At 28.0% G+C, this 26,342-nt stretch carries 24 protein-coding genes, 1 other RNA gene and 1 riboswitch; of the genes, 16 read left to right on the top strand and 9 right to left on the bottom strand.

Going from position 1 to position 26,342, the window contains the following annotated elements; genetic code table 11:
* The first annotated feature begins 91 nt into the window (after window positions 1-91).
* Genes ACRCZX_RS04200 through ACRCZX_RS04185 form a run of 4 tightly spaced genes read left to right on the top strand, consistent with a single transcriptional unit; the run spans window position 92 to window position 4,508 of the window.
* Window positions 92-2,869, top strand: a complete 2,778-nt coding sequence (locus ACRCZX_RS04200; protein WP_438581693.1) for a M16 family metallopeptidase — start codon at window positions 92-94, stop codon at window positions 2,867-2,869.
* Between the two features lies 1 nt (window position 2,870).
* Window positions 2,871-3,200 carry a DUF1904 domain-containing protein gene (locus tag ACRCZX_RS04195; RefSeq protein ID WP_438581692.1) on the top strand — a complete coding sequence of 110 codons (330 nt, stop codon included), beginning with the start codon at window positions 2,871-2,873 and terminating at the stop codon, window positions 3,198-3,200.
* A gap of 5 nt (window positions 3,201-3,205) precedes the next feature.
* On the top strand, window positions 3,206-3,724 hold the full coding sequence (locus tag ACRCZX_RS04190) for a shikimate kinase (RefSeq protein ID WP_438581691.1): 519 nt from the start codon (window positions 3,206-3,208) through the stop codon (window positions 3,722-3,724).
* A gap of 10 nt (window positions 3,725-3,734) precedes the next feature.
* Complete coding sequence (locus ACRCZX_RS04185) at window positions 3,735-4,508, top strand: SDR family NAD(P)-dependent oxidoreductase (RefSeq protein ID WP_438581690.1); 774 nt, start codon at window positions 3,735-3,737, stop codon at window positions 4,506-4,508.
* A 42-nt stretch (window positions 4,509-4,550) separates the two neighbouring features.
* On the opposite strand, the gene ACRCZX_RS04180 is transcribed toward ACRCZX_RS04185, so the two are convergent.
* From ACRCZX_RS04180 to ACRCZX_RS04170, 3 genes are all read right to left on the bottom strand, one after another.
* On the bottom strand, window positions 4,551-5,312 hold the full coding sequence (locus ACRCZX_RS04180; RefSeq protein ID WP_438581689.1) for a formate/nitrite transporter family protein: 762 nt from the start codon (window positions 5,310-5,312) through the stop codon (window positions 4,551-4,553).
* Between the two features lie 77 nt (window positions 5,313-5,389).
* The gene (locus ACRCZX_RS04175) at window positions 5,390-6,232 is read right to left on the bottom strand and encodes a WYL domain-containing protein (protein WP_438581688.1); all 843 of its coding nucleotides are present in this window, start codon (window positions 6,230-6,232) and stop codon (window positions 5,390-5,392) included.
* 96 nt (window positions 6,233-6,328) lie between these two features.
* A complete protein-coding gene (locus tag ACRCZX_RS04170; protein WP_438581687.1) occupies window positions 6,329-7,678 on the bottom strand; it encodes an alanine/glycine:cation symporter family protein in 1,350 nt (449 codons plus the stop codon).
* A 295-nt stretch (window positions 7,679-7,973) separates the two neighbouring features.
* On the opposite strand from ACRCZX_RS04170, the gene brnQ reads away from it, so the two are divergent.
* Window positions 7,974-9,233 carry a branched-chain amino acid transport system II carrier protein gene (gene brnQ, locus ACRCZX_RS04165; RefSeq protein ID WP_438581686.1) on the top strand — a complete coding sequence of 420 codons (1,260 nt, stop codon included), beginning with the start codon at window positions 7,974-7,976 and terminating at the stop codon, window positions 9,231-9,233.
* A gap of 50 nt (window positions 9,234-9,283) precedes the next feature.
* On the opposite strand, the gene ACRCZX_RS04160 is transcribed toward brnQ, so the two are convergent.
* Window positions 9,284-10,570, bottom strand: coding sequence for an NCS2 family permease (locus ACRCZX_RS04160; protein WP_438581685.1), 1,287 nt, complete (start codon window positions 10,568-10,570; stop codon window positions 9,284-9,286).
* An 81-nt stretch (window positions 10,571-10,651) separates the two neighbouring features.
* Window positions 10,652-10,749: riboswitch (purine riboswitch) on the bottom strand.
* Window positions 10,750-11,033: 284 nt separating this feature from the next.
* On the opposite strand from ACRCZX_RS04160, the gene ACRCZX_RS04155 reads away from it, so the two are divergent.
* The 4 genes from ACRCZX_RS04155 to ACRCZX_RS04140 all read left to right on the top strand — a co-directional run bounded on the left by ACRCZX_RS04155 (window position 11,034) and on the right by ACRCZX_RS04140 (window position 14,197).
* Window positions 11,034-11,531 carry a PTS sugar transporter subunit IIA gene (locus ACRCZX_RS04155; RefSeq protein WP_438581684.1) on the top strand — a complete coding sequence of 166 codons (498 nt, stop codon included), beginning with the start codon at window positions 11,034-11,036 and terminating at the stop codon, window positions 11,529-11,531.
* Window positions 11,532-11,619: 88 nt separating this feature from the next.
* Complete coding sequence (locus tag ACRCZX_RS04150; protein ID WP_438581683.1) at window positions 11,620-12,462, top strand: fumarate hydratase; 843 nt, start codon at window positions 11,620-11,622, stop codon at window positions 12,460-12,462.
* The gene (locus ACRCZX_RS04145; RefSeq protein WP_438581682.1) at window positions 12,459-13,001 is read left to right on the top strand and encodes a Fe-S-containing hydro-lyase; all 543 of its coding nucleotides are present in this window, start codon (window positions 12,459-12,461) and stop codon (window positions 12,999-13,001) included. The genes ACRCZX_RS04150 and ACRCZX_RS04145 overlap by 4 nt, the downstream gene beginning before the upstream one ends.
* 20 nt (window positions 13,002-13,021) lie before the next feature.
* A complete protein-coding gene (locus tag ACRCZX_RS04140) occupies window positions 13,022-14,197 on the top strand; it encodes an NAD(P)-dependent malic enzyme (RefSeq protein ID WP_438581681.1) in 1,176 nt (391 codons plus the stop codon).
* Between the two features lie 212 nt (window positions 14,198-14,409).
* Here ACRCZX_RS04140 and ACRCZX_RS04135 read toward each other — a convergent pair whose 3' ends face one another.
* Window positions 14,410-15,729: a hemolysin family protein gene (locus ACRCZX_RS04135; protein WP_438581680.1), complete on the bottom strand. Its 1,320-nt coding sequence runs from the start codon at window positions 15,727-15,729 to the stop codon at window positions 14,410-14,412.
* Window positions 15,720-16,550: a diaminopimelate epimerase gene (gene dapF / locus ACRCZX_RS04130; protein WP_438581679.1), complete on the bottom strand. Its 831-nt coding sequence runs from the start codon at window positions 16,548-16,550 to the stop codon at window positions 15,720-15,722. The genes ACRCZX_RS04135 and dapF overlap by 10 nt, the downstream gene beginning before the upstream one ends.
* 154 nt (window positions 16,551-16,704) lie before the next feature.
* Between dapF and ACRCZX_RS04125 the strand changes: the two genes are divergently transcribed.
* From ACRCZX_RS04125 to ffs, 4 genes are all read left to right on the top strand, one after another.
* Window positions 16,705-18,294: a ClC family H(+)/Cl(-) exchange transporter gene (locus ACRCZX_RS04125; protein ID WP_438581678.1), complete on the top strand. Its 1,590-nt coding sequence runs from the start codon at window positions 16,705-16,707 to the stop codon at window positions 18,292-18,294.
* Window positions 18,295-18,372: 78 nt separating this feature from the next.
* Complete coding sequence (gene fabG, locus ACRCZX_RS04120) at window positions 18,373-19,098, top strand: 3-oxoacyl-[acyl-carrier-protein] reductase (RefSeq protein ID WP_438581677.1); 726 nt, start codon at window positions 18,373-18,375, stop codon at window positions 19,096-19,098.
* A gap of 79 nt (window positions 19,099-19,177) precedes the next feature.
* Window positions 19,178-20,470, top strand: coding sequence for a hypothetical protein (locus ACRCZX_RS04115; protein WP_438581676.1), 1,293 nt, complete (start codon window positions 19,178-19,180; stop codon window positions 20,468-20,470).
* Window positions 20,471-20,528: 58 nt separating this feature from the next.
* Window positions 20,529-20,628: signal recognition particle sRNA small type (gene ffs, locus ACRCZX_RS04110), an RNA gene on the top strand.
* Window positions 20,629-20,725: 97 nt separating this feature from the next.
* Here ffs and efp read toward each other — a convergent pair.
* From efp to ACRCZX_RS04095, 3 genes are read right to left on the bottom strand one after another with little or no spacing between them, the layout of a single operon-like run.
* Window positions 20,726-21,289, bottom strand: coding sequence for an elongation factor P (gene efp / locus ACRCZX_RS04105; protein WP_438581675.1), 564 nt, complete (start codon window positions 21,287-21,289; stop codon window positions 20,726-20,728).
* 11 nt (window positions 21,290-21,300) lie between these two features.
* The gene (gene earP / locus ACRCZX_RS04100; protein ID WP_438581674.1) at window positions 21,301-22,467 is read right to left on the bottom strand and encodes an elongation factor P maturation arginine rhamnosyltransferase EarP; all 1,167 of its coding nucleotides are present in this window, start codon (window positions 22,465-22,467) and stop codon (window positions 21,301-21,303) included.
* A complete protein-coding gene (locus tag ACRCZX_RS04095) occupies window positions 22,467-23,423 on the bottom strand; it encodes an NADH:flavin oxidoreductase (RefSeq protein WP_438581673.1) in 957 nt (318 codons plus the stop codon). Before ACRCZX_RS04095 ends, earP begins: the two co-directional genes overlap by 1 nt.
* Window positions 23,424-23,586: 163 nt before the next feature.
* Between ACRCZX_RS04095 and ACRCZX_RS04090 the strand changes: the two genes are divergently transcribed.
* From ACRCZX_RS04090 to ACRCZX_RS04080, 3 genes are read left to right on the top strand one after another with little or no spacing between them, the layout of a single operon-like run.
* Window positions 23,587-25,209: an ABC-F family ATP-binding cassette domain-containing protein gene (locus ACRCZX_RS04090; protein WP_438581672.1), complete on the top strand. Its 1,623-nt coding sequence runs from the start codon at window positions 23,587-23,589 to the stop codon at window positions 25,207-25,209.
* Between the two features lie 56 nt (window positions 25,210-25,265).
* Complete coding sequence (locus ACRCZX_RS04085; RefSeq protein WP_438581671.1) at window positions 25,266-25,802, top strand: chromate transporter; 537 nt, start codon at window positions 25,266-25,268, stop codon at window positions 25,800-25,802.
* Entirely contained in the window at window positions 25,799-26,335 is a 537-nt protein-coding gene (locus ACRCZX_RS04080) for a chromate transporter (protein ID WP_438581670.1), read from the top strand. The genes ACRCZX_RS04085 and ACRCZX_RS04080 overlap by 4 nt, the downstream gene beginning before the upstream one ends.
* Window positions 26,336-26,342: the final 7 nt, after the last annotated feature.

Here is a 26,342-nt window from a genome sequence, read left to right as displayed (position 1 = left end):
TATCTAAAAAAATCTAGTAAATAATCCTATTAATAAAACTCTTAAAATGTTACTATCTAAACATATATTATATCTAACAAGGAGGATTTTTATGAAGAAAAGAACAACCATTATTTTTTTAGTATTTTTAACCTTGTACAGTCTTATCTTTTCCAATCAAAATACAACTTTAAAGCCTGCATCAAATTTGATTTCAGGAAAGCTTGAAAATGGATTAGAGTACTATATTTTAAAAAATAAAAAACCAGAAAATCGAGCTTCTTTAAATTTGATTGTTAAAGCTGGTTCACTTTTAGAAACAGAAGAGCAACAAGGATTGGCTCACTTTCTAGAACACATGGCTTTTAACGGTACTACTAAATACGAAAAAAATGAACTTGTAAAGTACTTGCAGTCTTTAGGTTTAAGTTTTGGTGGAGATTTAAATGCTTATACTAGTTTTTCTGAAACTGTTTACAAATTGCAAGTCCCCACAACAAAACCTGATTTAGAAATAGGTTTTGAAGTTCTTAAAGAGTGGGCTTCTGAAATAACTTTAGATTCAAAAGATATTGAAAATGAAAAAAAAATAATTATTGAAGAATGGAGACTTCGACAAGGAATAACTAAAAGAATTGGAGATTTGCAAAAAAAGATTCTATATAGCAATTCACACTACTCAAATCGATTTCCAATTGGATTTCCTGAAACTATTAATAATGCTACTGCTGAAAAGTTAAAGGATTATTATACAAAATGGTATCAACCCGAAAATATGGCATTAGTTGCTGTAGGTGATTTTAATGAAGAAGAGATTAAAAAGTTAATTTTAAAAAACTTTTCAGCTATTCCTAATAAAAATAAAATTTCAAAAGAAGAGTTCCCTATACCTTTAGTTGATAAAAATTCAGTCACTAGTTTTACAGACCCTGAACTAACTAGTACTAATTTTAATATTATGTGGAAAGAAGCTATTACTCCAATAAATAGCGAATTATCTTTTGAAAAAGCTTTAGAAAAAATATTACTAAATTCTATTTTAAATACTCGATTATCTATTTTATCAAAAGAGAAAAATTCACCATTTGTTTATTCTTCTATGTATAACTTCTCTTTGAATAAACAAACTAGTATTTTTGCAAACTCTTCTCTTATCAAAGATACCAATTTAGAAAATGTTATCAAAGATGTTATCAATAACTTAAAAGAAATCTCTATCAATGGAGTTCCAAATACAGAGTTAGAAAGAGAAAAAAACAATTTATTAAACAATTTAAAAACAGTATTAAATAATAAAGATAGCATAAAAAACGATATTTATATAGATTCTATAGTCGATTATATTACAAATGATAATATATTTTTAAACCCCGAAAAAGAATTTGAACTAACAAAACAATTTTTGCCTAAAATAACTTCTGAAACTTTAAAAAGTGCTACTGAAAATTTACTTTCTTTAAATTATAATGTTTTAATTACATCTAGAGATAATATGAAGGCAATTTTACCTACTGAATTAGAAATTCAGAAATTAATAGATGACCTGCTTGTTCAAAAATTATCTACTATCAAATTAAACGAATCAAATATTGTTCTTTCTGAAATTAAACTTTCACCTGGAACAAGTAAAATAAAAAATAAAAATAAAGAATACACTGAGATTTCTTTATCAAATGGTATTGATGTATTGTATAAAAAAACTGATTTTGATAAAGATAATATTAATTTTAAACTTACTAAATTACAAGGTAGTTCTAGTTTAGATTATCCTAAATATATTAACAGTATTTTTCTACCTGGAATTTTATCTAATTCTGGTGTAGGAAACGTTGATTATAACTCTTTAGAATTATATTTTAAAGGTAAAAATTTTTCTGTATCACCTTATATTAAAGACTACTCTCAAGGATTTACAATTAATACTAATAAAGAAAATTTAGAGGAATCTTTGAAATATTTTAGAAGTCTTATATTAGAACCTAAATTTGATAATAACATAATAGAATCAACTTTAAAAACTAATAAAGAATTAATTCAAAATCGAAATTTCTCTCCTAGATCAGTTTTCAGAAAAACTTATTCTGAAACTCTAAATAGTAAACATCCTAGAAGAGTACCTCTAAATATTGATGACCTTTCAAATATTTCTAAAGAAAATCTTGAAGAAACATTTGATTTTTTATTTACTAATTTTAAAGATTACAAGCTCACAGTTACTGGTTCAATTGATGAAGAATCTTTAGAGTTAGCATTAAATAATTTTTTTGCTAATTTACCTGTAACAAATGTATCTACCTCAGTAAAGCCTCTAGGTGTTGTCTATCCAAAAGGAAATATTAAAAAATCTGTTGTACAAGGAATAGATAAAAAATCTGTAGTTATTTTAACTTTTCCATATAAAGGTAACTTCACTATAGAAAACAGAGCCTTATACAATAGTTTTTCAAATTTATTAAACATCCTTTTAATTGAAAATGTTCGAGAAAAAATTGGTGGAGTTTATTCTATATCTTCTTCTGCTAATCTTGAAAAATTAAATTTTGGTGAAAATTATTTGCAAATAACTTTTAGTACAGACACAACTAGAGTAAATGAAGTAATCTCTAAAGCAAAGTCTGTTGTCTTAGATGTTCAAAGAGGAACATTCCCTGAAAATAAAATTTTAGATATTCAAAAAAACTATGAACTTAATTTTGAAACCGCCGTAAAAACTAATAATTTCTGGCAGAATTATTTAGAGAAAAAAAATTTAATATCAGACTATGAATTTTACACTCCTATGAGGTATAATGATATTGTAACTTATAATTCTATTGTTAATTTTTCCAATAGGGTTCTCAATATAAATCATTGTGTAGAAGTTACTCTTCTACCAGAAAAGGAGGAATAATATGCCACATTTAAAATTTAAAGGTATTGAAAAAGAAATTTTAATTAAACATAGTAAAGAATTAATAGATGGTCTTACATCCATCATTCAATGCGACAGAACTTGGTTCACTATCGAGCATACTGAAACTGAATATATCTTTGATGGTGCAATTGTTCCAGGCTACACTTTTATTGATGTTGCTTGGTTTGATAGAGGCCAAGAAATCAAAGACCTTGTTGCTGATTTTATCACAACATTCTGTAAAAAATTAACAAAAAATAATGACACAACTGTTATCTTCTATCCCCTTGAAGGTAACAATTATTATGACAACGGAACTCATTTCTAAGTTCTATGAAAGCTAACATTGCTCTTATAGGCTTTATGGGCAGTGGGAAAACTACTGTTGGTAGGATTCTCGCTAAAAGCTTAGATATGAAATTTATAGATATAGACCGTTGTATATCTATCAGGGAAAAGAAAACTATCCCAGAAATTTTTGAAGAGCAGGGAGAAAAATATTTTAGAGATTTAGAACGAAGTATTATTGAAGAGGAATCTAGTGATAATAATATTGTTATATCTACTGGTGGTGGAGCAATTGTTGATAATGTAAATATTAAAAATATTAAAAATACATCTTTTGTTGTTTACTTAGACTGTGATGTAAATACGATTTACGAAAGAGTTAAGAAAAGTAAAACTAGACCACTTCTTACTAACTCTGAAGACATGTTCAAAACTATTGAAGAACTCTACATAAAACGAAAAACACTCTATAAAATTTCTTCAGATTTTTCAATAAAGATAGATTTAAACACAAATATTTATGATAGTGTTGAGAAAATAAAAAATGCTTATATAATAAGCTAAGGGGGTTTCTATGAACAAGTTATATGGTAAAACAGTTTTTATTACAGGTGCTACAAAAGGTATTGGAAGAAGTTGTGCTTTTGCTTTTGCAGAAAAAGGAGCTAACTTAGTTTTGACAGCTAGAAGTTCTGATCTTCTTGATTCATTAAAAGAAGAACTGGTTAGAAAGTACGGTATTAAAATTTATACTCAAGTTATGGACGTTACTAAAAGTTTTGACGTAGAAGAAAAAGTAAATACTCTTCCTGAATCTTTCAAAAAAATTGACATCTTAATTAATAACGCTGGATTGGCTTTAGGCTTAGAAAAAGTTTATTTGGCTTCTCCAACTGAAATTGATACTGTTGTAGATACAAATGTAAAAGGTATGCTTTATGTTACTAGCGCTGTTGTCCCTTTAATGTTAAAACATAAAACTGGACATATTGTTAATATTGGTTCTATTGCTGGAGATTCTTCTTATGCTGGTGGCGCTATCTACTGCGCTACTAAAGCTGCAGTTAAATCTTTCTCAGATGGGCTTAGAATTGATTTGGTAAACACCAACCTTAAAGTAACCAATATAAAACCTGGACTGGTTGAAACAGACTTTAGCAAGGTTAGATTCGATGGTGATCTTGAAAAAGTTAACAGTGTATATAAAGGAATAACTCCTTTAACTCCTACTGATGTAGCTGATGTTATTGTATATGCTACTGGACTTTCTGAAAATATTCAATTAACAGAAATTACAGTTACACCAAACCATCAAGCTGATGGCAGAACTGTTCATAGAAAAAAATAATTGATAAAAGGAGTAGAAAATATAAATTCTACTCCTTTTTTATTAATCATTCATATATAATTTTTTATAGATTAAAGGTAAAAATAAAGCTCCAGATATAAAATTACCTAAAGTTACAGCTAACAAATGTATACCCATTTCTGTTAATGAATAAGATGACGACATTAATATTTTACCCATACTTACATAATACATGTTGGCAACAACGTGCTGAAATCCTCCTAAGATAAATAGCATTATTGGAAACCAAATTGCTAATATTTTTCCTGCTAAATCTTTTGCAGCTAAAGCAAACCAAACTGCAATAGCAACTAATATATTACATAAAAACCCACTTGCAACAGCTTCTATAAACGTTAAATGAACTTTATGTTGAGCTACTCCTACAACATAAGTAGAAAAATCTGATGACGAATAATTTCCTGCTAAATAAGTTGTATAAGCTATAAATATTGATCCTAAAAAGTTCCCTAACCAAACCGCACCTAAATTACGAACATATGTTGTTTTTTCTACTTTTCCTTTTGTAAATGCTAATAAGCCTAAGCAATCTCCAGTAAATAATGATCCTCCTACTAAAACCACTAGCATTAATCCTGTTGGAAATACTGTCGCACCTACAAATTTACCTGCTCCACCACCTATTGTAAAATTAGCTATTAAATTACCCAAAGCTGCTAGAGCTATGTAGATACCTCCCATCACTCCTAATAATACAGTTTTAGTAAATGTATAATGCCCTTTATTTTCTCCTAAAAGAAGAACTTGTTCTGCTGTTTCTTTGTTTGTTAAATAAACTTTCACTTTTCCCTCCTGATTTTTTTAATATACGGCTTAAAATTATACCCCGTTTATCTTTTTTTTTCAAGTAGATAAAGTAATTAATCATAAATTTTATATGCTTCTATGAAGGATTTTTTCAATTCTTCTTTTAATTTTTCTGGTTCTATTATTTTAACCTCTTTTAAAAACGAAGCAAAATAAAATTTAGCATTTTCAAGAGTCATTTCAAAAAAATATAAATCTTCATCTTTCTTTATCAATTTTGGCTTATAATTTGTAAAACTTTTCAACATACTTTCTCCAATTTGAGTAAACTTTGCTTTTATTAATAGTCTCTCTCCTAAAAATGGATCGAAATTTTTCCTCATATTTTCAATAAGTTTTTTATCTCTAATCTGTATTTTTTCACTTAAAACTCCTAAAATTGAAGCATCTTTTAATTTTATGTTTCTATATGTTTTATTGTCATCATCATATACAAAAATAAAATTTTCATCTCCTTGATCCTCTCTCTTTATAAAATAAGGAGATACCGTTGAGGTTTCTCCTAAATACAGAATCCTTATTTTAACTTTATTTTTTATAGCTTCTATAACATCTTTATATGTTTCTTGAAATATAAATATCTCTCTTTGATATTTAAACTGTGATGAATAGATTTGAAACAAATCTCTAAAAAATTCTGCTTCTATATCTACATTATTCGCTTTCAAAATATCATAATATACACTCTTATTTGCAATATTCAAATCAAATTGTATAACCTTTTTTAAAGGTCGTCCTTGTGATCCGATAAATTTATCAATATCAAATTTTTTAGAATATTTAAATTTATCTAAAATATAGTTGCACAGTTTGTTATTGTTTATACCAAACTCTTCTGAATCTTTTTTTAGAAGTCTCCAAATATCTTCTGAAACTGTAACTCTAATCTTCTTCATTGAATTTCTCCTATATTTTTCTTTAATATTATTATATATTAATTTTTAAAAAAAATCTAGAGAGTTGAACTTTTAAGCATTTATTGGTTAAAAACTTTATATTTTTGATTTTATAAAACATAACATTTTTTCTTCATATCTTTCTAAATATATAATTGCTTCACCTGTTAATGGAGCTATTGCAAGTATATTCATAATTGTCATAATCCCTAAACCAAAATCAGCCAAAGACCAAACAAATAAATTCTGTTGAACTGCTCCTACATAAACCATCAATACTACAATTAAACGATATACAAAATTTATCTTTGAATTCTCACTTATAAAACTCAAAGCATTTTTTCCATAAAAAGTTACTCCTAAAATAGTACTAAATGAGAAAAAGAAAAGTATTGTTACTGTGAATGGTATTCCTATCCACCCTATATGATTTCTTAATGCTTCTTGGAATAATACCATTCCACTTGTTCCTTCTAAAGCAGTTGAATCTGCTAATAAAATTACAAATGCTGTTGCACTACAAATTATCAATGTATCTACAAAGACACTCAATGATTGAACCATTCCTTGCTTTACTGGATCATCGACATCAGCTAAAGCAGCTGCATAATTTCCATTTCCACTTCCTGCTTCATTAGAGAATAAACCTCTTCTTACACCTTGCATTATAACTCCACCTAATGCTCCTCCAGCAAACTCTTTTAATCCAAATGCCGCTGAAAATATTTTTGATATTACACCAGGAATTCCAGTTATATTAGTTATTAGTATATACAAAACTACTGCTAAATAAGTAAATGCCATAACTGGTACAATTTTATTTAAAGCTGTTACTATTGTGTCTTTTTTTCCCTTTTTAAAAATTGCTAAACTTACTAATAAAACTAAAATCATTCCAATTAATTTTGGATTTAACTTATATGCTCCTACAACTGATTCTGTAACAGAATTTGACATAACTTGAATTACACCTGCATAACAAAGTAATGATGCAGCAGCATAAGCTACTCCTAACCATTTTTTATTTAATCTATTTTTTATTATCCAAGGGGTTCCACCAATATAACTACCATCAGCTTTTTTCTCTCTATATATTACAGCTAAAACTGATTCTACAAATGATGTCGAAGCCCCTAAAAGAGCTATAAGCCACATCCAAAATAATGAACCTGGTCCTCCTACTGAAATAGCAGCTACAACTCCTGCTATATTTCCTGCACCAACTCTACAAGCTGTTCCTAAATAAAATGCTTCTAAAGAACTTACTCCTTCTCCACTTTCATCTCCACTTTTTAATGTTCTAAAAATTTCTTTAATTAATCGAAGTTGCATAAACCTTGTTCTATAAGTTGCATATATTGACATTCCTACTAATAAAACTACTAATATATTTTTTTCCCATAAAATTAAATTTGTAACATCTATTATCATTTTTATCCAGTTCATACTTTACTCCTTTTATTATTTTTTTATAAAGAATTTTAACATTTATTTTTTTTCTTTAGTAGATAACAATTTTTTTATTTTTTTGTTCGTATTTTTTTAAAAAAACTCTTATAAATAAAGGCTTTTAAATGTTTTAAATTTATAGACTTGTTCTACGTACCATTTTTTAAGCACACTTATACTTCAAAATGAATATTTTAACTTGATTTTTTTTGATTTTTTTGATACAATTTTTCTAACAAATTAAATACACATATTTTTTTAATACTGTTATACTAAAAATTTGGAGGTTATAATGAACAAAAAGAAGGAAATTTTAATTTTAGGTTTCGCTTTATTTTCGATGTTTTTTGGCGCTGGAAATCTATTGTTTCCACCATCTGTTGGTTTAGCAGTTGGTGAAGATTGGCTCCAAGCTGGTTTGGGATTCTTTTTTACTGGAATTGGTTTACCTTTATTAGGAATTCTAGCTTTTACTAAAGTTGGAAACTTAGATGAATTTGCAAATAAAGTTTCAAATAAGTTCAACACTTTTTATTCGACTATATTAATACTTGTTATTGGCCCTTTATTTGCCATTCCAAGAACAGGATCAACTACTTTTGAAATGGGAGTATTTCCTTTATTTCCAAATTCAAATCCAACTGTTCTCGCTATAATTACATCTTTAATTTTCTTTGGAATTACATTATTTTTAGTTTTAAATGAATCAAGTATAACTGATATTTTAGGTAAATTTTTAACTCCTATAATTTTACTTATTTTATCTCTAATTACTATTTTAGGAGTAACTGGTGATCTTGGAACCCCTATTCCATCAACTATTAAAGGAAGTCCTCTTGCTTTCGGTTTTATTAGTGGCTACCAAACAATGGATGCTTTAGCTTCTGTTTTGTTTGGTGTTATCATAATAAGTGGTCTTGAAGGTAAAGGAATAAAAGATAAAAATGAACAAAAATTATTTTTAAGTAACGCTGGATTTATTGCAGCTACAGGATTAGGTTTAATATATTTAAGCTTAATATATTTAGGTGCTCAAATTAGTAGTTTAAAAGGTATGAGCACTGCTCAAACAACTTTAACACTAGCACAAATGACTTTAGGGGATATTGGTAAAATAGCATTTGGTATCTGTGTTGCTGCTGCTTGCCTAACTACTTCTGTAGGATTAGTTGCTCTTGCTAGCGACTGGTTTTCAAAGCTAACTAAAATATCTTATAAAAAATTAGCTGTAGGAATTTGCATATTTTCAACTATACTTTCAGTTGCTGGCTTAGATTATATTATCAGTTTATCTGTACCTGTTTTAGTAATTTTATATCCTATAACAATTGTTTTAATCTTACTTAATATTTTTGGGATTAAAAATCATGTTACATTTAAAGTTGTTGTTGGTGTTACACTTGCTATAAGTATAGCTGAAACGTTGAAATTAAATTTAGATTTCATACCTTTAGCTAAAACTGGTTTTCCTTGGATTATTCCAGCTTTAATATCTTTCGTTATAAGTTTATTTATTAAATCAAAAAGTTCATCTTTAAAAAGTATTGTTTAATAAAAAATGGAGTATCTTCTTACAGATACTCCATTTTTTATTTTAATATTTTATTTAGACATCAATTCTACAAGTGAGAAAAATCCTATCGCCCACATTACTGGTTTTATATGACTCATTTTCCCGTTAAATAAACATACTAATATATAAGAGATAAATCCAAACGAAATTCCTATTGATATACTATAAGTCAAAGGCATCATTATTATTATTAAGAAACAAGGAATTGCTACTTCTATATTATGAAAATCTATATCTAATAAATTTTTAAACATATATACTCCAACTAATATAAGTGCTGGTGCTGTAGCAAAAGCTGGCACAATTCCTATTATTGGAGAAAAGAATAACGACACTACAAATAATATTGCTGTTGTCAATGCTGTTAATCCTGTTCTTCCTCCAACAGCAATTCCTGATGCTGACTCTACAAATGTTGTTGTTGTTGAAGTTCCTAATAAAGATCCAATTACTGTTGCAACAGCATCTGCTTCTAATATTTTACTAACATTTTTAATTTTTCCTTTTTCATCTATCATTTCTGCTTCATGAGCACAAGCCATTATAGTTCCTAATGAATCAAACAAATCCACAAACATAAATGAAAAAATCGAACCTAAAAACATCGGTTTAATAGCTCCTAAAATATCAAGTTTTAATGCTATAGGTGCTGGACTTGGTGGAATTGACATTATCTGTGTAGGTAACTCTACTACTCCAAATAAAATTCCTAAAACTGTTGTTGAAACTATTCCTATTAATATACCACCTTTAATTTTTCTCATTTCTAAGAATCCCATAATTCCAAATCCTACCAAACCTAACACTACACTAACATTAAATTTTCCTAATCCAACTATAGTTGCAGGATTAGTTACTATTAATCCCATTCCTTGCATTCCTATAAATGCTATAAATAATCCAATACCTGCACCTACTGCTAGTCTTATTTCTGCTGGTATTGCATCAATTATTTTTTCTCTTAATCCTGAAAACGTTAAAATTAAAAATATTATTCCGGATATAAATACAACCCCTAAAGCTTGTTGCCATGTTGCTCCATTTCCTAAAACTAAAGTAAAAGTAAAGAAGGCATTCAAACCCATTCCTGGTGCCATTGCTAATGGAGCATTTACCCAAAATGCTGTTATTGCTGTTCCTATCGCTGACGCTAAACATGTTACAGTAATTAATGCACCTTTATCCATTCCAGTTAATGATAAAATAGATGGATTCACAAAAATAATATACGCCATTGTCAAAAATGTTGTTACTCCTGCTATTATCTCTTGTTTTACTGTTGTTCCGTGTTCCTTTAATTGAAACAATTTTTCCATTTTTCCCTCCAGATTTATTTTAATTTTTAAATTATAAATAAAAAAAGACCTGCATAAACAGGTCAAATAAACTTAAATAAAAAAATCTAAGTTTTGACCCATAGAAAGCTATTTAAGGTAGCTTGTAGAAACTCTCCGCCGTATTAGGAGTATATATGGTTCGAAATATAACTTTACCACAATACTAAAGTTATATTTCGTTTTTGTCAAGTTTTATTTGTTTTTTTATTAAAAAAATACAACTTTATTGTTTATACTACACCCTAAAAGCTTTATAAAGAATAAAAAAATAATTTAAATAAGTACTAGTAAAACAATTAATCTTTATGATATAATTTATTTATTATACATTGACTTTTCTTTTATTCTTTGTATACTTTTTTAAAAAATATATTGATTTAACAAACTTGATGTGAAATAATTATAAATATATTTCACACTTAATTTGAAAGGAGATTTGACTATGGGATTATTTGATTTATTCAAAAAGAAAAAAGAGGATGAGTGGTTCAATATTTACTCACCATTAAATGGAAAAGTTATTCCTTTAAGCGAAATACCAGATGACGCTTTTTCTCAAAAAATGATTGGAGATGGATGTGGGATTGATCCTGCTGAGGGAGCTATCTGTTCACCTGTAGCTGGTGAAATTGATATCTTTGCTACAAATCACGCTGTTAGTTTTGAAGTTTCTAACGGACTTGAATTAATTGTTCATTTTGGAATTGATACAGTAAAATTAAATGGAGAAGGTTTCACTAGAATTGCTGAACCTGGATCTACTGTAGAAGTTAAAGACGAGCTTATTAAGTATAATTTAGCTTACATTAAAGAAAATGCTAAATCTGTAAAAACTCCTGTTATTATTGCTAATATGGATGAAGTAGAAACTCTTGAAGTTGTTGCTTCAGGAAATGTTAAAATCGGAGATCTTTTAATGAGAGTTAAAATTAAAAAGTAATTTTAAAAAAGTACCACTTTTATTTTTAAAAAAGTGGTACTTTTGTTTATCTATAAAGAAAAGTAAAGAGTATAACTGGGGAGGATATATGAAAATATTAGATTTAAATTTGGTAGCTAATGAAGTTGCTAGACTTTGTATTGAAGCAAATTATTTTATTGGTAACGATGTTCTAAAAAAAATTAAAGAATCACAACTTACAGAAACAAGTGAATTAGGAAAAGTTATTTTAAGCCAAATTATTGAAAATGATGAAATTGCTGCTAGAGATAATGTTCCTATGTGCCAAGACACTGGTCTTGTTGCTGTTTTTTTAGAGATTGGAACTGAGGTTAAAATTAACGGAGATATTTATGCTGCTATAAATTCTGGAATTGCAAAAGGTTATGATGAGGGTTATTTAAGAAAATCTGTTATTAAGCATCCACTTGACAGAATTAATACTGGAGATAATACTCCTGCTGTTATTCATACAAAACTTATTCCAAATTCAGATAAAGTTAAAATTATTATAGCCCCTAAAGGTGGAGGTTCTGAAAATATGAGTACCTTAAAAATGTTTAAACCTGCAGATGGCATTGAAGGAATCAAAAAATTTGTAGTTGATAGTATTAAAAATGCTGGTGGTAATCCTTGTCCTCCAATTGTTGTCGGAGTTGGAATTGGGGGTAACTTTGAAAGATGTGCTCAATTAGCCAAAGAAGCTCTTTTAAGAGAAATAGAAGATATAAATCCTGATCCTATTGCTAGCGCTTTAGAAATTGAACTTTTAGAGTTGATTAACAATACAAACGTTGGACCACAAGGTCTTGGTGGTAAAACTACAGCTTTAGCTGTTAAAGTTGAAACACAAGCTTGCCACTTTGCTTCTTTACCAGTTGCTATAAATTTAAATTGTCATGCTGCTAGACATAAGGAGGTTACATTATGATTAAAATAACTACCCCTTTAAAAGATGAAATTTTAAAATCATTGAAATCTGGTGATGCTGTCACTATAACTGGTACTATATACACAGCTAGAGATGCAGCTCATGCTAGACTTATTAAACTTTTAGAAGAAGGTAAAGAGTTACCTTTTGATGTTAAAGGTCAAATCATATATTATGCTGGTCCTTCTCCAGCTAAACCAGGACAACCAATTGGAAGTTGTGGTCCTACAACTAGTTACAGAATGGACTCTTATTCTCCTGCCATTTTAGAGCAGGGTTTAAAAGGTATGATTGGTAAAGGTGCTCGAGATCAAAAAGTAAAAGATTCTATTGTTAAAAATGAAGCTATCTATTTTGCTGCTGTTGGTGGGGCTGCTGCTCTTATTGCACAATCTGTAAAAAGCAGTGAAATTATTGCTTATGAAGATTTAGGTGCTGAAGCTATAAGAAAATTAGAGGTTGTTGATTTTCCTGCTATAGTTATCAATGATTGTAATGGAAATGATTTATATGAAATAGCTAGAAATAGCTCAAAATAAAAAATATTGGAGGAACTTTTATGTCTACAGTTTTTGAAAAATCTTTAGAGTTACATGAAACTCATTTAGGAAAAATTGAAATCGTATCAAAAGTTGCTGTTACAAATAGAGAAGAACTTAGTCTCGCTTATTCTCCTGGAGTTGCTGCTCCTTGTTTAGCAATTAAAGAGAATAAAGAAAACGTTTATAAATATACTTCTAAAGGTAATATGGTTGCTGTTGTTACTGATGGTTCAGCTGTTTTAGGTCTAGGAAATATAGGGCCAGAAGCTGCACTTCCTGTCATGGAAGGAAAAGCTATTCTATTCAAACAATTTGCTGGTGTTGATGCTTTTCCTATATGCCTAGACACTCAAGATACAGAAGAAATAATTAGAGCTGTTAAACTTATTGCACCTGGATTTGGTGGAATAAATCTAGAAGATATTTCTGCTCCTAGATGTGTTGAAATTGAAACTAGATTAAAAGAAGAGTTAAATATACCTGTTTTCCACGATGACCAACATGGAACAGCAATTGTTGTTGTCGCTGCTCTTATAAATTCATTTAAATTAGTTAATAAAACATTTGAAACCGCTAAATTTGTTGTTAGTGGAGCTGGAGCTGCTGGAAGTTCTATTATTAAACTTCTTATTAAAATGGGGGCTAAAGATATTGTAGTTAATGATATTGATGGAATTATTAACAGAGATAATATCGCAGATTACAATTTTTTAAAAGCTGAAATTGCAAATATAACAAACCTTCAAAATATAAAAGGTGGACTCTTTGAAGCTGTAGAAGGAAGAGATGTTTTTATTGGTGTTTCTGCTGCTAATATCCTTTCAATAGATATGGTTAAAAGTATGAATAAAGATGCTATTGTTTTTGCTATGGCTAATCCTAACCCTGAGATAATGCCAGAAGATGCTATTGCAGGTGGTGCTAAAATTGTCGGTACTGGAAGATCTGATTATCCAAATCAAGTTAATAATGTTTTAGCTTTCCCTGGAATATTTAGAGGTGCACTTGATGCTAAAGCAAAAAAAATAACTGAAGAGATGAAAATTGCTGCTGCTGTTGGAATTGCAAAATTAGTCTCTGAAGATGAATTAAATCCTGAATTTGTTATTCCAGATGCTTTTGATTTAAGAGTGGCTACAGTAGTTGCTGAAGAGGTTAAAAGAATTGCAAAAGAACAAAATATTACTAGATAATTTAATAAAGATATATTTAAGCGGTTTAAGTCCTGTATTCTATAGGGTTTAAACCGTTTTATTTTTTGTATAACTGCTAATTTAAATTCCTTCGAATATTTTTTATTAATTTTAGATATAAAAAAACCCTTTTAGTTAGATATTTTCAAATACCATTTTACAGGTCTTTTTTTTATCTGTTTACCTAAAAAGGGGAGGGATATACTATAATACTATTTTTTATATTGTTGCTCTTCTAAATGTATTTTGGATTTTAATTCACTATCTTCTTTTATTACTAAAAGTTGATCAATCTTAAAGTTGTCTACATCTACAACTTCAAAACTATAGCCATTGTATTCTATATGAGCTCCTTTTTTAGGAATACTTTTTAGCATATACATTATGAATCCTGCTATTGTTTCGTAACTTTCTTCTTCTGGAAAACTCTCAATTTCTAATACTTTTTTTACATCTTCAGTTGCAGTTATTCCATCTATCAACCAAGAACCATCACTTCTTTTTATTATATACTCTTCTTGCATTGGATACACTACATCTCCCATAAGAGTTGAAACAACGTCACTTAAAGTTATAACTCCAACTACATGAGCATATTCGTTTAAAATAACTGCAAAGTCTTCTCTAGCTTCATTAAATCTATCTAACATATCCGACAGAGTTAAAGTATTAGGAATAATTAAAATATTTCTATTTGTAATTTCTTTTATATTTTGTAGTCCACTTAATTCACCTTTTAATATTCTTGGTAAAATATCTTTAGAACCAACATAGCCATATATAGAATCTATATCACTTTCACAAATCAAAAATTTAGAATGTGGATATTCTGCTATTTTTTGCTTTATACTTTCTTCTGTTTCTTCTAATGTGAAATATATTATTTCATCTCTTGTTGTCATTACTGACGAAACCCATCTTTGTTCTAATTCAAATACATTTTCTATCAAATGATGTTCTTTTGTATGAACTACTCCTGCTTCTGCTCCCGCATCTACTAATGCAAAAATATCATCATGTGTTATTAATTCATTTCTAGAAATAGGTACACCAAATATTTTAAATACCAAGTTAGCTACACTACTAAAAATCCATACAATTGGAGTTAAAAATTTTATAACTGAAGTCATTGGATTTACAAGTCCTACTGCTATTTTTTCTGGATAAACCATTGCTAATCTTTTAGGTATTAAATCTGCAAACTCAATAAAAGCTCCTGTTACAAATGCAAAAGATATTAAAAAAGCAAATGTTGGATTCGTTATATATTTTGTTACAATAGGAGATAAAATTCCATCTCCTATTATTCCAGCTAAAATAGCTACTATATTTAATCCAATCTGAACTGTTGTAAAAAAATTGCCTGGATTACTTTGTAAATCTATCACTTTTTTTGCATTTTCATTTCCTTCATCAAGTAACAACTGTAATTTTATTTTTCTTGCTCCTGCTAATGAAATTTCTGCCATTGAAAAAAATGCACTTATAAAAATTAAAAATAAAATAAATATTATTTTTTGTCCTATTCCCATACTACTTCTCCTTTAAATGTGGTTTCTGCTGATCCTGTCATGTAAACTTTATCTTTAATCAACTTTATCTTCAATATTCCACCTTCAGTTTCTACATCTACTTCTGAATCTACTAAATTTAATAAATTTGCAATATACACTGCAGAACATGAACCCGTTCCACATGCAAGTGTTCTTCCAGCACCTCTTTCCCATGTTTTTATTGAAATTCTATTTCTATCTAAGATTTCAATAAAGTTTACATTTATCCTTTTAGGAAAAATTTTATTTTTTTCTATCTTCTCTCCTAAAATATTAACATCAATTTCTTTTAATTTTTTTTCTATTATAACTACATGAGGTACTCCAATTAAAACTGCAGAAAACTTTATTTCTTTATTGTCTAAAAATATTTTTTCATTTAAAACTTTTTTCTTTTCTGATAAAACTGGAATATCTTCAGGATTAAGTCTAGCCTTTCCCATATATATAGTAACACTTTTAACAACATCTTTTTCAAGATTTAAATATGCTATTTTTATTCCATCTCCTGTTTCTATCTTTATCTCTTCTTTTTTTACTAGCCCCTCTTCGTATACAAACTTAGAAAAACATCTTATTCCATTGCCACACATCTCTCCTCTTGAGCCATCCGAATTATAATACACCATTTTTATATCTGCAACTAAACTTTCTTCTGCAATTATAATTCCATCTCCACCAACACCATAACGTCTATCACAAAGTTTTTTTGCAATTGTTGTGCAATCTTTATATTTATTTTTTACTCCATCCAAAAGTAAAAAATCATTTCCTGTTCCTTGCATCTTTTTAAATTTCATAATTATCACCTCATATTTTATAACTGTTGTCTATGCTATATTTTACCCTATCCTTTCATTTAACGCAAGCTTTCACTTTTGTTTGATTATACTTTACTTTTTTTTACTTTTGTGTTATTATTCGGATTGCTACAATATATTTTAAGGAGATTTTATGAATACGAAAAAAGAAATTCAAAATCATGTGGAACTTCTCCAAAAAGGAAATAAGGGATTGTATGGCCTATCTATTTTAGTCGGTATTACTACTGGAATAACTGTTTCTCTTTACAGATATGGTTTATCTTTTGCCGAAACTCTTAGAAATAGGTATATTAATAAGGATTTATTAACAAATCCAATTAATCTTATTTTTATCTGGTTAATTTTTATTTCCATTGGACTTTTAGTGGATTATGCTTCTAAAAAGTTTCCAACAACAGCAGGAAGTGGTATACCTCAAGTTAAAGCTTTAATCTTAAGAAAACTTGATTATTTATCTTGGCCTAAAGAATTTTTAGTTAAATTTTTTGGGGGTTTACTTGGTATCGGTTCTGGACTATCACTAGGTAGAGAAGGTCCTTCTGTTCAATTAGGTTCTTATCTTGGATATGGAATTACAAAATTATTCAAAAGAGATTACGTCGAAGAAAAATATCTAGTTACAGCTGGTTCTAGTGCTGGTTTGGCTGGAGCATTTGGAGCTCCATTATCTGGTGTAATATTTAGTATGGAAGAACTTCATAGATTCTTTTCTTCTAAACTAATTATATGTACATTTTTAGCCAGTATTTGTTCAAATTTTATATCTAGAAGAATATTTGATATGAAACCTTCTTTTGATTTATATACGAAATATCCTACAGATGCAAATCCTTACTTACAGTTTTTATTTTTTATTATCTTTGGAATTATATTAGCTTTTGCTGGAAAATTATTTACCGTTTGTTTGACTAAAACGCAAGATATTTTTAAGGACATTAAACTTCCTAGAGCTTTCAAAATATCTTCTGTTATGACTTTATCATTTGTAATATGTTTTATTCTGCCTGATATGGCTGGTGGTGGACATCATTTAGTTGAAGAAATGCCACATCTTAATCAAACAATATTATTTTTATTATTTATGTTTATAATTAAATTACTTTTTACTACAATATCATATGCTACTGGTTTTCAAGGTGGAATATTCCTTCCCATGCTTGTTTTAGGTGCTATTTTAGGTAAAATTTATGCATTAATACTTATATATACTTTTGGATTTGGAAATGAATTTATTGTACATTTCATGATTTTAGGTATGGCTGGTTTCTTTGTAGCTGTTGTTAGAGCTCCTATAACTGGTATTATTCTTATTCTTGAAATGACTGGAAGTTTTGAACATCTTTTAGCTATTGCAACAATTTCAATTGTAGCTTATTATGTTACTGAAATTTTAAAACTTGAACCTATATATGAAATACTTTATGAAAGAATGCCAAAAAAGAAAATAGTTGATGATTTAGAAGAAGACCGTCATGAACAGATGGAAAAAACTATTATTTGTATCCCTATCGCGGCTGATTCTGAATTTGAGAATAAGTTAATTAAAGACATTAAATGGCCTGAACATTCACTTGTAATTTCTATTAAAAGAGCGGAAGTTGAATACATACCAAAAGGAAACAGTCAAATTTTAGCTGGAGATATTATTGTTTTACTATTACCTAGTAAACAAGCTGATATTATTAATGAAACACTATTTAAATCAGGAATTTCTCATTAATTTTTTTAGGAATTTATTGACATTTTTTTCAATTAATTATACTATTAAATCACATATGTATTTTATAGGAGGATAATAATGAATAGAATAGAAGGTAAAATTGCTTTGGTTACTGGTGCTGCAAGAGGAATCGGAAGAACTATAGTTGAGAAATTGGCTTCTGAAGGTGCTGAATTAGTTATATCTTGTGATATGGGTGATACTACTTTTGAACAAGCTAATATTAGGCATGAAATTTTAAATGTAACTGATAGAGAAGCTGTTAAAATATTGATAAAAAAAATAAAAGATGAATTTGGAAGAATTGATATACTTGTTAATAACGCTGGAATTACGAAAGATGGTCCTTTTGTTAGAATGAGTGAAGATTCATGGGATGCTGTTATTGACGTTAACTTAAAAGGTGTTTTTAATGTTACTCAAGCTGTAGCTCCTTTGATGACTAAAAATAAAAAAGGATCAATTGTTACTATTTCTTCTGTAGTTGGATTATATGGAAATATTGGTCAAGTTAATTATTCAGCTACAAAAGGTGGAGTAATAGCTATGACTAAAAGTTGGTCTAAAGAGCTTGCTAGAAAAGGTGCTCAAGTTAGATCTAACTGTGTTGCTCCTGGATTTATTGCAACTCCGATGACTGATGTTCTTCCTGAAGACGTTATTAAAGGAATGCTTGATAGAACATCTCTAGGTAAGCTTGGAATGCCTGAAGATGTTGCAAATGCTGTGCTATTCTTAGCAAGCGATGAATCAGCATACATAACTGGACAAACTATTGAAGTTAGTGGAGGATTAGCTCTTTAATTTGAGTGAATCAAATATACAAAATATTATTAAAGGACAAGAAGTTTGTTTCTTGTCCTTTGTTTTTTAGGAGGATTTTATGAAAAAAAAAATGCTAGTTATAATATCTAGTATTTTAATATTTTTAGGAGTTATATCTTTTGGAAAAAATCTATACTTTAAAAATATTATTGAAAAAGAGTTATCTAAATCATTTAAACAAGATATTACTATTGAAAAAGCTTATGTAAATTTAATCAGTAATACTTTCATTTTGGAAAACACCTATTTTTCTAAAGATGATATCATTATTAAAAATATAAAAACTAAAATGAACTTTAAAGATTTTTTAAAAAATAAAAAAAGTTTTACAGTCGACTCTATTATTTTTAAAAACATCTTTTTTAATCAAAATATAAATACTACAAAACTATCTATCGATAAAAACAATATCTCTTTAAATGATTCCAAAATAACAAATGATAAAGCTAATCAATTCATAAGTGAAATTGATCGTCAAATAAAAGGAACAAAAGGGTTAACTACACTTTTTAAATCTAAATTTAGCAATGAAAACTTTTCTCAAAATACTTCCCAAAACTTGCTTCAATTTTTTATTAAAAATGTTGATTTTATAGATGTTATTATCCAAAGAGAGGTAAATATACTTCTTGAAAAAAAAATCATCTCTTTTTCACAAAAATCAAGAAACTTTATTTCTACATTAAAAAACAGTAAAACAAGTGAAACTGAAATATTTATAAAAAGTATTGTTTTTTCAGGTAATGCTGATAACATCTCGTTTAATGGAGAATTTAAAAATATTAATAATAATTTATCAAAAAATTTTTCTATTCCTTTAAATATTTCTTTAACTGAAATTGATGGAAAAGGTAAAGGGCAAATTTATGGAAATATAAATATCAATAAGCTAGATGCTAACATTTACATTAAACTTGAAAGTTTTAATGTAAGTTCTTTTAAGAATATAAATCAATATATTTCAGAAGGAATAATTAGTAGTGAACAGCTTTTAACTATAAACGATACTAATATTAATATTGATGGTACTACTAATTTTAATAATATTATTTTTGATAAAGATTTTATAAATAAATCAAACAAATTAGATCACTTTAAAAAAGTAATCTTAAATAGATTAATTAATTTAACTCAATCACAAGATTATAAACTTAGTATTTCTAGTAATTTTTCTACTGTAACAGATTTTGTTTCTATAAAAACTAATCTTCCTGCTCAAATTAAAAGAGGTCTCATTTCAGAGCGTTCTACTTTTATTTCTTTTCTAGAAAGCGAATTGAAAACAGAGTATAAAAATAAAATAGAAGATAAAAAAAATAAAATAAAAAGATTCTTTAAAAATATTTTTTAAAATTTTAGCTTGTATTTTTTGTTTTTAAGTGGTATAATTATTGCAGTCACAAGTGTAGTGACAGGAGCCTTATGGCGTATTGGTATCGAACCGTGTCAGATCTGGAAGGAAGCAGCACTAAGGTATTTAATACGGGTATAAGATCACTCCTGTTATTCGCTTGTGGCTATTTTTTATTTTTTGTATTTTACTTTTATTAAAATATAATTTTAGAATAAAAAAAGTCGAAGAATTTAATCTTCGACTCTATTTTTATTACTTTTTAACTCTCTCTACATATTCGTTTGTTCTTGTATCTATTTTTATCCATTCGTCTTGCTCAACGAATATAGGTACTGGCACTTCAAATCCTGAGTTGATTCTTGCAGGTTTCATTACTTTCCCTGAAGTATCTCCTCTTAATCCTGGTTCAGTGTAAGTCACTTGTCTTTCAACAAAATTAGGTAACTCTACTGCTACTGGAGTTGATTCATAATATACAACTTCTAATTCCATACCTTCTTCAAGGTAGTTTAAAGCGTCTCCTAAATCCTCATCCTTTAACTCAATTTGATCCCAAGTTACTGGATTAGAGAATACATGGAAATCTCCATCATTGTAAGAGTAAACTGCTCTAACTTTATCAAGTCTGATATCGTCCATTTTATCGTCAGCTTTATAAATAGCATCTGATATGTTTCCATTTAATAAGTTTTTCATTTTGTACTTCATCATAGCTGAGTTTCTTCCTGATTTGTTGTACTCTGCTTTTAAAATTACGAAAGGATCGTTTCCGATTCTTACTGTACTTCCAGCTCTTAATTCTTGAGCATTTTTCATAATTAAACCTCCTAATATTTTAAAATAAATTTATTTAATTTATCTATAAGATTACAATTTGATTCGATATACTCTGAATATACTTTAGATAGCTTTGAAATATTTTGAAACTCTTTAAAAAAGTCATCAAAGTTTTCTTCTCCTAAATCTAAAGAGTTATTATCTCTCAAATTATATTCTTTTAATAGCTTTGTATGTATATCCAAAGGGATATTTAAATTTAAACTTTCTAAAACTTCTCTATATCTTTCAATAAAACCTTCTATTTTATCCATATGAGCCATTTCCTCTTGAAGATAGATATGCCAAACAAAAGGCTTGCCAGTAAGTAAAGCTCTTACAAAAGAATCTTCACCTCTCACAAAATTATAATGTGCTAAATTTATAAGCTCTTCATACTCTTCTTGCTCTAAAAATGGCATAAATTTTATTTTTATATTTTTATATTCAACAATTTCTGTTGTTAAACAATCTATTGACATATATTTTAAAATTTCTCTTACACTATTTTTTGATTTTTCACCTAGAATTAACAAACAATTGTTTTTATTATTTTTCAACAAACTATTAAAAAGAGGTTCAAAATTTTTCTCATAACTAAATATAGTTCCTATAAAATAATTTTTATCTTTAAATTGAGGCAAATATTTTTCTAAATAATATTCTCTATTTTTCAAAACATCATTTTTTCTATTTAAGAATAACTGGTCCACAATTACTCCACCTGTATTTTCTTTAAAACCTGGCATATAAAAGTACTTTTTCAATTTTATATTTCCCATTGGAGATTCCATCAAATGTATTCCTTCTATCCAAGTCTCACCAGAAAGATATTCTAAGTTTATAAGTAACGTTGATTTATCTTTAGCTTTTTCTAAATATTCCTCTAAAACGTTACACCCAAAGGCTTCTATTATAACATTTGCAGGAGAAAAAGTACATATATTTTTAGCTAAAAATTCATTTGTTATATATTCAATTTCGTCTATTTCTTGCCATTCTATATTTTTAGCTTTTTTATTTAATATCAAAAACTCATCCAATCTATTTAGAAAAACCCTTATTTTTATATCTTTTTTATAAATATTTTTAAACTCTTTAGCTAACCTATATACAACTCCAATATCTCCAAAATTATCAATTATTTCACAAAAAATATCTAGATTTTTTATTTCCATTACTTCACCAATTTTCCAGTTCTTTTAAAATACTCTTTTTTAGCATGTTCCACCCAATTAGGTCTAGCAATCATTCCTCTTCCAATTGCTACTAAATCTAACATTCTATTTTCTACTAATTCGCTCGCTTGTTCCTCGGTTTTTATATTTCTTACTCCAATTACTGGAATATTTATATGTTTTTTTATTTCCACGCCCAAGTAAACAACCCAATCAAATTTAAAATCTTCTGGCATATCTATTTTTACTTCTTGTTTTTTTTCTGGATTAGGTACTCCTGAAGATACATGAATAATATCTACACCTATTTTTTCTAAATATTTAGCTATCTCTATTCCATCTTCTAATTCTGGCTCATTTCCACCCATTCTATAACCTAATATAAAATCAGCATCAAATAATTGTTTTGTTCTTTCTATAAGTTCTTTTGTAAAATACATTCTTTTTTCGAAAGTACCTCCATACTTATCTTCTCTTTTATTCCAAAGTCTTGAATTTAATTGAGATAATAAATATGTGTGTGCTCCATGTATTTCAACACCATCAAATCCTGCACTTTTAGCTCTTTTAAATGCATCTATAAACTGTTCTAATATCTTATCAAGTTTTTCTGTACTGACAGTTGCAATAGCATCTTTAAATCCTGCATGATGAATCTGTATTAGCATTGGAACATCATATTGCTTTCCTATTTGAGCTACTTTAGATAAACCTTCTACAAAGCTATCATTCCATATACCAATTTGGTTATCTCTTAATTTTCCATCTTCTGCAACACAACTCGCTTCTACTATAATTAATCCTGTTCCACCCTTTGAAACATCTCTATACCATTCCAATAATTCTTCTGTCACATATCCATCTTTTCCTACCATTGAGAATCTAACTAGTGGTGGTAATACCACTCTATTTTTTAAAATTTTATTTTTTATATTTAAAGGAGTAAATAAATTCAACTTTTTGCCTCACTTTCATTATTAGTTTTATAAAATATATTAACATAATTTATAAAAAAAGAAAATATATTATGTTTGTTATTATTAAAATTCATGATATAATATTTGAGATACATATTTAAAAAACTAATTAATTATAAATATATAGGAGGAATTTCTTAAGATGATATCAACTAGTAACCTTAGTATGAGATTTTCTGGTAGAAAGCTTTTCGAGGAAGTAAGTGTTAAATTTACTCCTGGAAACTGTTATGGACTTATTGGTGCAAACGGTGCTGGAAAATCAACATTTGTAAAAATACTTTCAGGAGATTTAGATCCAACTGAAGGAGATGTAATATTTGACAAAAATAAAAGAATGGCTGTTCTGAAGCAGGATCACTTCGCACATGAAGACGTTTCAGTTATAAATATTATTTTAATGGGACATACAAAACTTTGGAGTATAATTGCACAAAGAAATGAAATTTATTCTAAAACAGAATTTTCTGATGAAGATGGAATGAAAGCTGCTGAATTAGAGGGTGAATTTGCTGAATTAAATGGATGGGAAGCAGAAATGGAAGCAGAAATGCTTCTAACTGGTCTTGGAATAACTGCTGATTTACATCATAAAATGATGAAAGAATTAAGTGAACCAGATAAAGTTAAAGTTTTACTTGCACAAGCTCTATTTGGAAATCCTGATGTTTTACTATTAGATGAGCCTACAAACGGACTTGATATCCAAGCTATTTCTTGGCTTGAAGATTTCTTAATGAATTTAGAAGATACTACTGTTATTGTTGTTTCACATGATAGACATTTTTTAAACAAAGTTTGTACTCATATTGCTGATATAGACTACGGTAAAGTTAAAATGTATGTTGGAAATTATGATTTCTGGTATGAATCTAATCAATTAATGATATCATTAATTAATAATAAAAATAAAAAGTTAGACCAGAAAAGACAAGAACTTCAAGATTTCATTGCTAGATTTAGTGCTAACGCATCTAAATCAAAACAAGCTACTTCTAGAAAAAAACAATTAGAGAAGTTACAACTTGAAGATATGCAAGTTTCTAATAGAAAATATCCATTTGTAGAATTCAAAGCTGATAGAGATGCTGGAAATAACCTTCTTAAAGTTGAAAATCTTACTAAAACTATTAATGGAGTTAAAGTTATTGATAACTTATCATTCACTATACATACAAACGATAAAGTTGTATTTATATCTCAAAATGATATTGTTAAAACAACGTTATTCTCTATTTTATCTGGTGAAATGGAAGCTGATAGTGGAACATATACTTGGGGAGTTACAACTACTCAAGCTTATATGCCTAAAGACAATTCATCATTCTTCGAAAATCCTGATCTTGATCTAATTGATTGGTTAAGACAATATTCGCCTGACCAACATGATGCATTTGTTAGAGGTTTCTTAGGAAGAATGCTGTTTTCTGGAGAAGAAGCTACTAAAAAATCTAAAGTTTTATCTGGTGGAGAAAAAGTTAGATGTATGTTATCTAGAATGATGCTAAATAATGCTAACGTTTTAATATTTGATAATCCAACTGACCATTTGGACCTTGAGTCTATTACATCTTTAAATAAAGCTTTAACTAATTTCAAAGGAACTATATTGTTTGGTGCTCATGACCATGAGTTTATCCAAACTGTTGCTACTAGAATAATTGAAATAACTCCAAGTGGAATTATTGATAAATCAACTAGTTATGACGATTATATTTCTGATGAAGATTTACAAGAAAAAATTAAAGAGATGTACAATAAATAATAATTAAATTAAAAGCAGAGGAATTCCTCTGCTTTTAATTTAATTTAGGAGGATTTATGCTAGAACTTTTTTTTACTTTTTTTAAAATTGGAATGTTTACTTTTGGTGGTGGATATGCAATGATTCCACTTATTGAAAAAGAAATGATTAATAATAAAAAATGGATTAGTAAAGATGAGCTTATTGAAATTATTTCAATTTCTCAAATGACACCTGGACCTATTGCAATAAATGCCGCTACATTTATTGGGAAAAAAAAAGCTGGTATAATAGGGTCTTTAGCTGCTACATTAGGAGTAGTAGCCCCATCACTTATTATTATAACTATAATATCAGCATTTTTTGCTGAAAGTTTCTTAAATCCTATTATGCAAAAAATATTTATAGGTCTCCGAGCTGGTATAGCTGGATTAATTTTATCCTCTGTTATAAAACTTTCTAAAAATACTTTAACTGATTTATTTAGTTATATAGTTTTTGGAGTTTCTTTAATTGGGTTAATATTTTTTAACTTGTCGCCTGTTCTTCTTATATTAATATTTGGTATTGGATGTATTATATTCTTTACAATAAAGGAAGGTGCAAAAAAATGATTTATTTTACACTTTTTTATGAATTTTTTAAAATTGGAATTTTTTCTTTTGGTGGTGGCTTAGCTATGCTTCCTCTTATGCAAGAAGTTATATATAGAAATCATTGGTTGAATGAGCAACAGCTTCTAGATGTAATAGCTATTTCTCAAGTTACACCTGGACCTATAGCTATTAATGCCGCTACTTTTGTTGGACATCAAGTTGGAGGTATTCTCGGTGCAATTGTTGCTACCACTGCATCTTGTTTACCTTCGTTTATAATTATAATTATAATTGCTAGTATTTTTTCAAAAATAAAAAACAATCCAAAAAAAGAGTATTTTTTCAAAGGAGTAAAACCTGTTACATTAGCTTTAATCACTTTTGCTGGAATAATTATTGCTAAACCTACATTCCTTGTAAAAGACCATTCACAAAGTATTAAAGCTTTCTGTCTGTTTCTTATAGTTTTTCTAGGAACAAAATATATTCCTAAAATAAATCCAATTATAACTCTTATTTTCACTGCTTTAATTGGAGCTTTTATATTTTAATATATAA

This window comes from Cetobacterium sp. (assembly GCF_051658645.1).
Taxonomy (GTDB): domain Bacteria; phylum Fusobacteriota; class Fusobacteriia; order Fusobacteriales; family Fusobacteriaceae; genus Cetobacterium_A.
Note: the sequence above shows the minus strand (reverse complement) of the source record. Positions and strands in the feature narration are given on the sequence as shown.

Coding starts and splice junctions, on each gene's coding strand:
- ACRCZX_RS04200 (WP_438581693.1), top strand. CDS start 92: ATGAAGAAAAGAACAACCATTATTTTTTTAGTATTTTTAACCTTGTAC.
- ACRCZX_RS04195 (WP_438581692.1), top strand. CDS start 2,871: ATGCCACATTTAAAATTTAAAGGTATTGAAAAAGAAATTTTAATTAAA.
- ACRCZX_RS04190 (WP_438581691.1), top strand. CDS start 3,206: ATGAAAGCTAACATTGCTCTTATAGGCTTTATGGGCAGTGGGAAAACT.
- ACRCZX_RS04185 (WP_438581690.1), top strand. CDS start 3,735: ATGAACAAGTTATATGGTAAAACAGTTTTTATTACAGGTGCTACAAAA.
- ACRCZX_RS04175 (WP_438581688.1), bottom strand. CDS start 6,232: ATGAAGAAGATTAGAGTTACAGTTTCAGAAGATATTTGGAGACTTCTA.
- ACRCZX_RS04170 (WP_438581687.1), bottom strand. CDS start 7,678: ATGAACTGGATAAAAATGATAATAGATGTTACAAATTTAATTTTATGG.
- brnQ (WP_438581686.1), top strand. CDS start 7,974: ATGAACAAAAAGAAGGAAATTTTAATTTTAGGTTTCGCTTTATTTTCG.
- ACRCZX_RS04160 (WP_438581685.1), bottom strand. CDS start 10,570: ATGGAAAAATTGTTTCAATTAAAGGAACACGGAACAACAGTAAAACAA.
- ACRCZX_RS04155 (WP_438581684.1), top strand. CDS start 11,034: ATGGGATTATTTGATTTATTCAAAAAGAAAAAAGAGGATGAGTGGTTC.
- ACRCZX_RS04150 (WP_438581683.1), top strand. CDS start 11,620: ATGAAAATATTAGATTTAAATTTGGTAGCTAATGAAGTTGCTAGACTT.
- ACRCZX_RS04145 (WP_438581682.1), top strand. CDS start 12,459: ATGATTAAAATAACTACCCCTTTAAAAGATGAAATTTTAAAATCATTG.
- ACRCZX_RS04140 (WP_438581681.1), top strand. CDS start 13,022: ATGTCTACAGTTTTTGAAAAATCTTTAGAGTTACATGAAACTCATTTA.
- ACRCZX_RS04135 (WP_438581680.1), bottom strand. CDS start 15,729: ATGGGAATAGGACAAAAAATAATATTTATTTTATTTTTAATTTTTATA.
- dapF (WP_438581679.1), bottom strand. CDS start 16,550: ATGAAATTTAAAAAGATGCAAGGAACAGGAAATGATTTTTTACTTTTG.
- ACRCZX_RS04125 (WP_438581678.1), top strand. CDS start 16,705: ATGAATACGAAAAAAGAAATTCAAAATCATGTGGAACTTCTCCAAAAA.
- fabG (WP_438581677.1), top strand. CDS start 18,373: ATGAATAGAATAGAAGGTAAAATTGCTTTGGTTACTGGTGCTGCAAGA.
- ACRCZX_RS04115 (WP_438581676.1), top strand. CDS start 19,178: ATGAAAAAAAAAATGCTAGTTATAATATCTAGTATTTTAATATTTTTA.
- efp (WP_438581675.1), bottom strand. CDS start 21,289: ATGAAAAATGCTCAAGAATTAAGAGCTGGAAGTACAGTAAGAATCGGA.
- earP (WP_438581674.1), bottom strand. CDS start 22,467: ATGGAAATAAAAAATCTAGATATTTTTTGTGAAATAATTGATAATTTT.
- ACRCZX_RS04090 (WP_438581672.1), top strand. CDS start 23,587: ATGATATCAACTAGTAACCTTAGTATGAGATTTTCTGGTAGAAAGCTT.
- ACRCZX_RS04085 (WP_438581671.1), top strand. CDS start 25,266: ATGCTAGAACTTTTTTTTACTTTTTTTAAAATTGGAATGTTTACTTTT.
- ACRCZX_RS04080 (WP_438581670.1), top strand. CDS start 25,799: ATGATTTATTTTACACTTTTTTATGAATTTTTTAAAATTGGAATTTTT.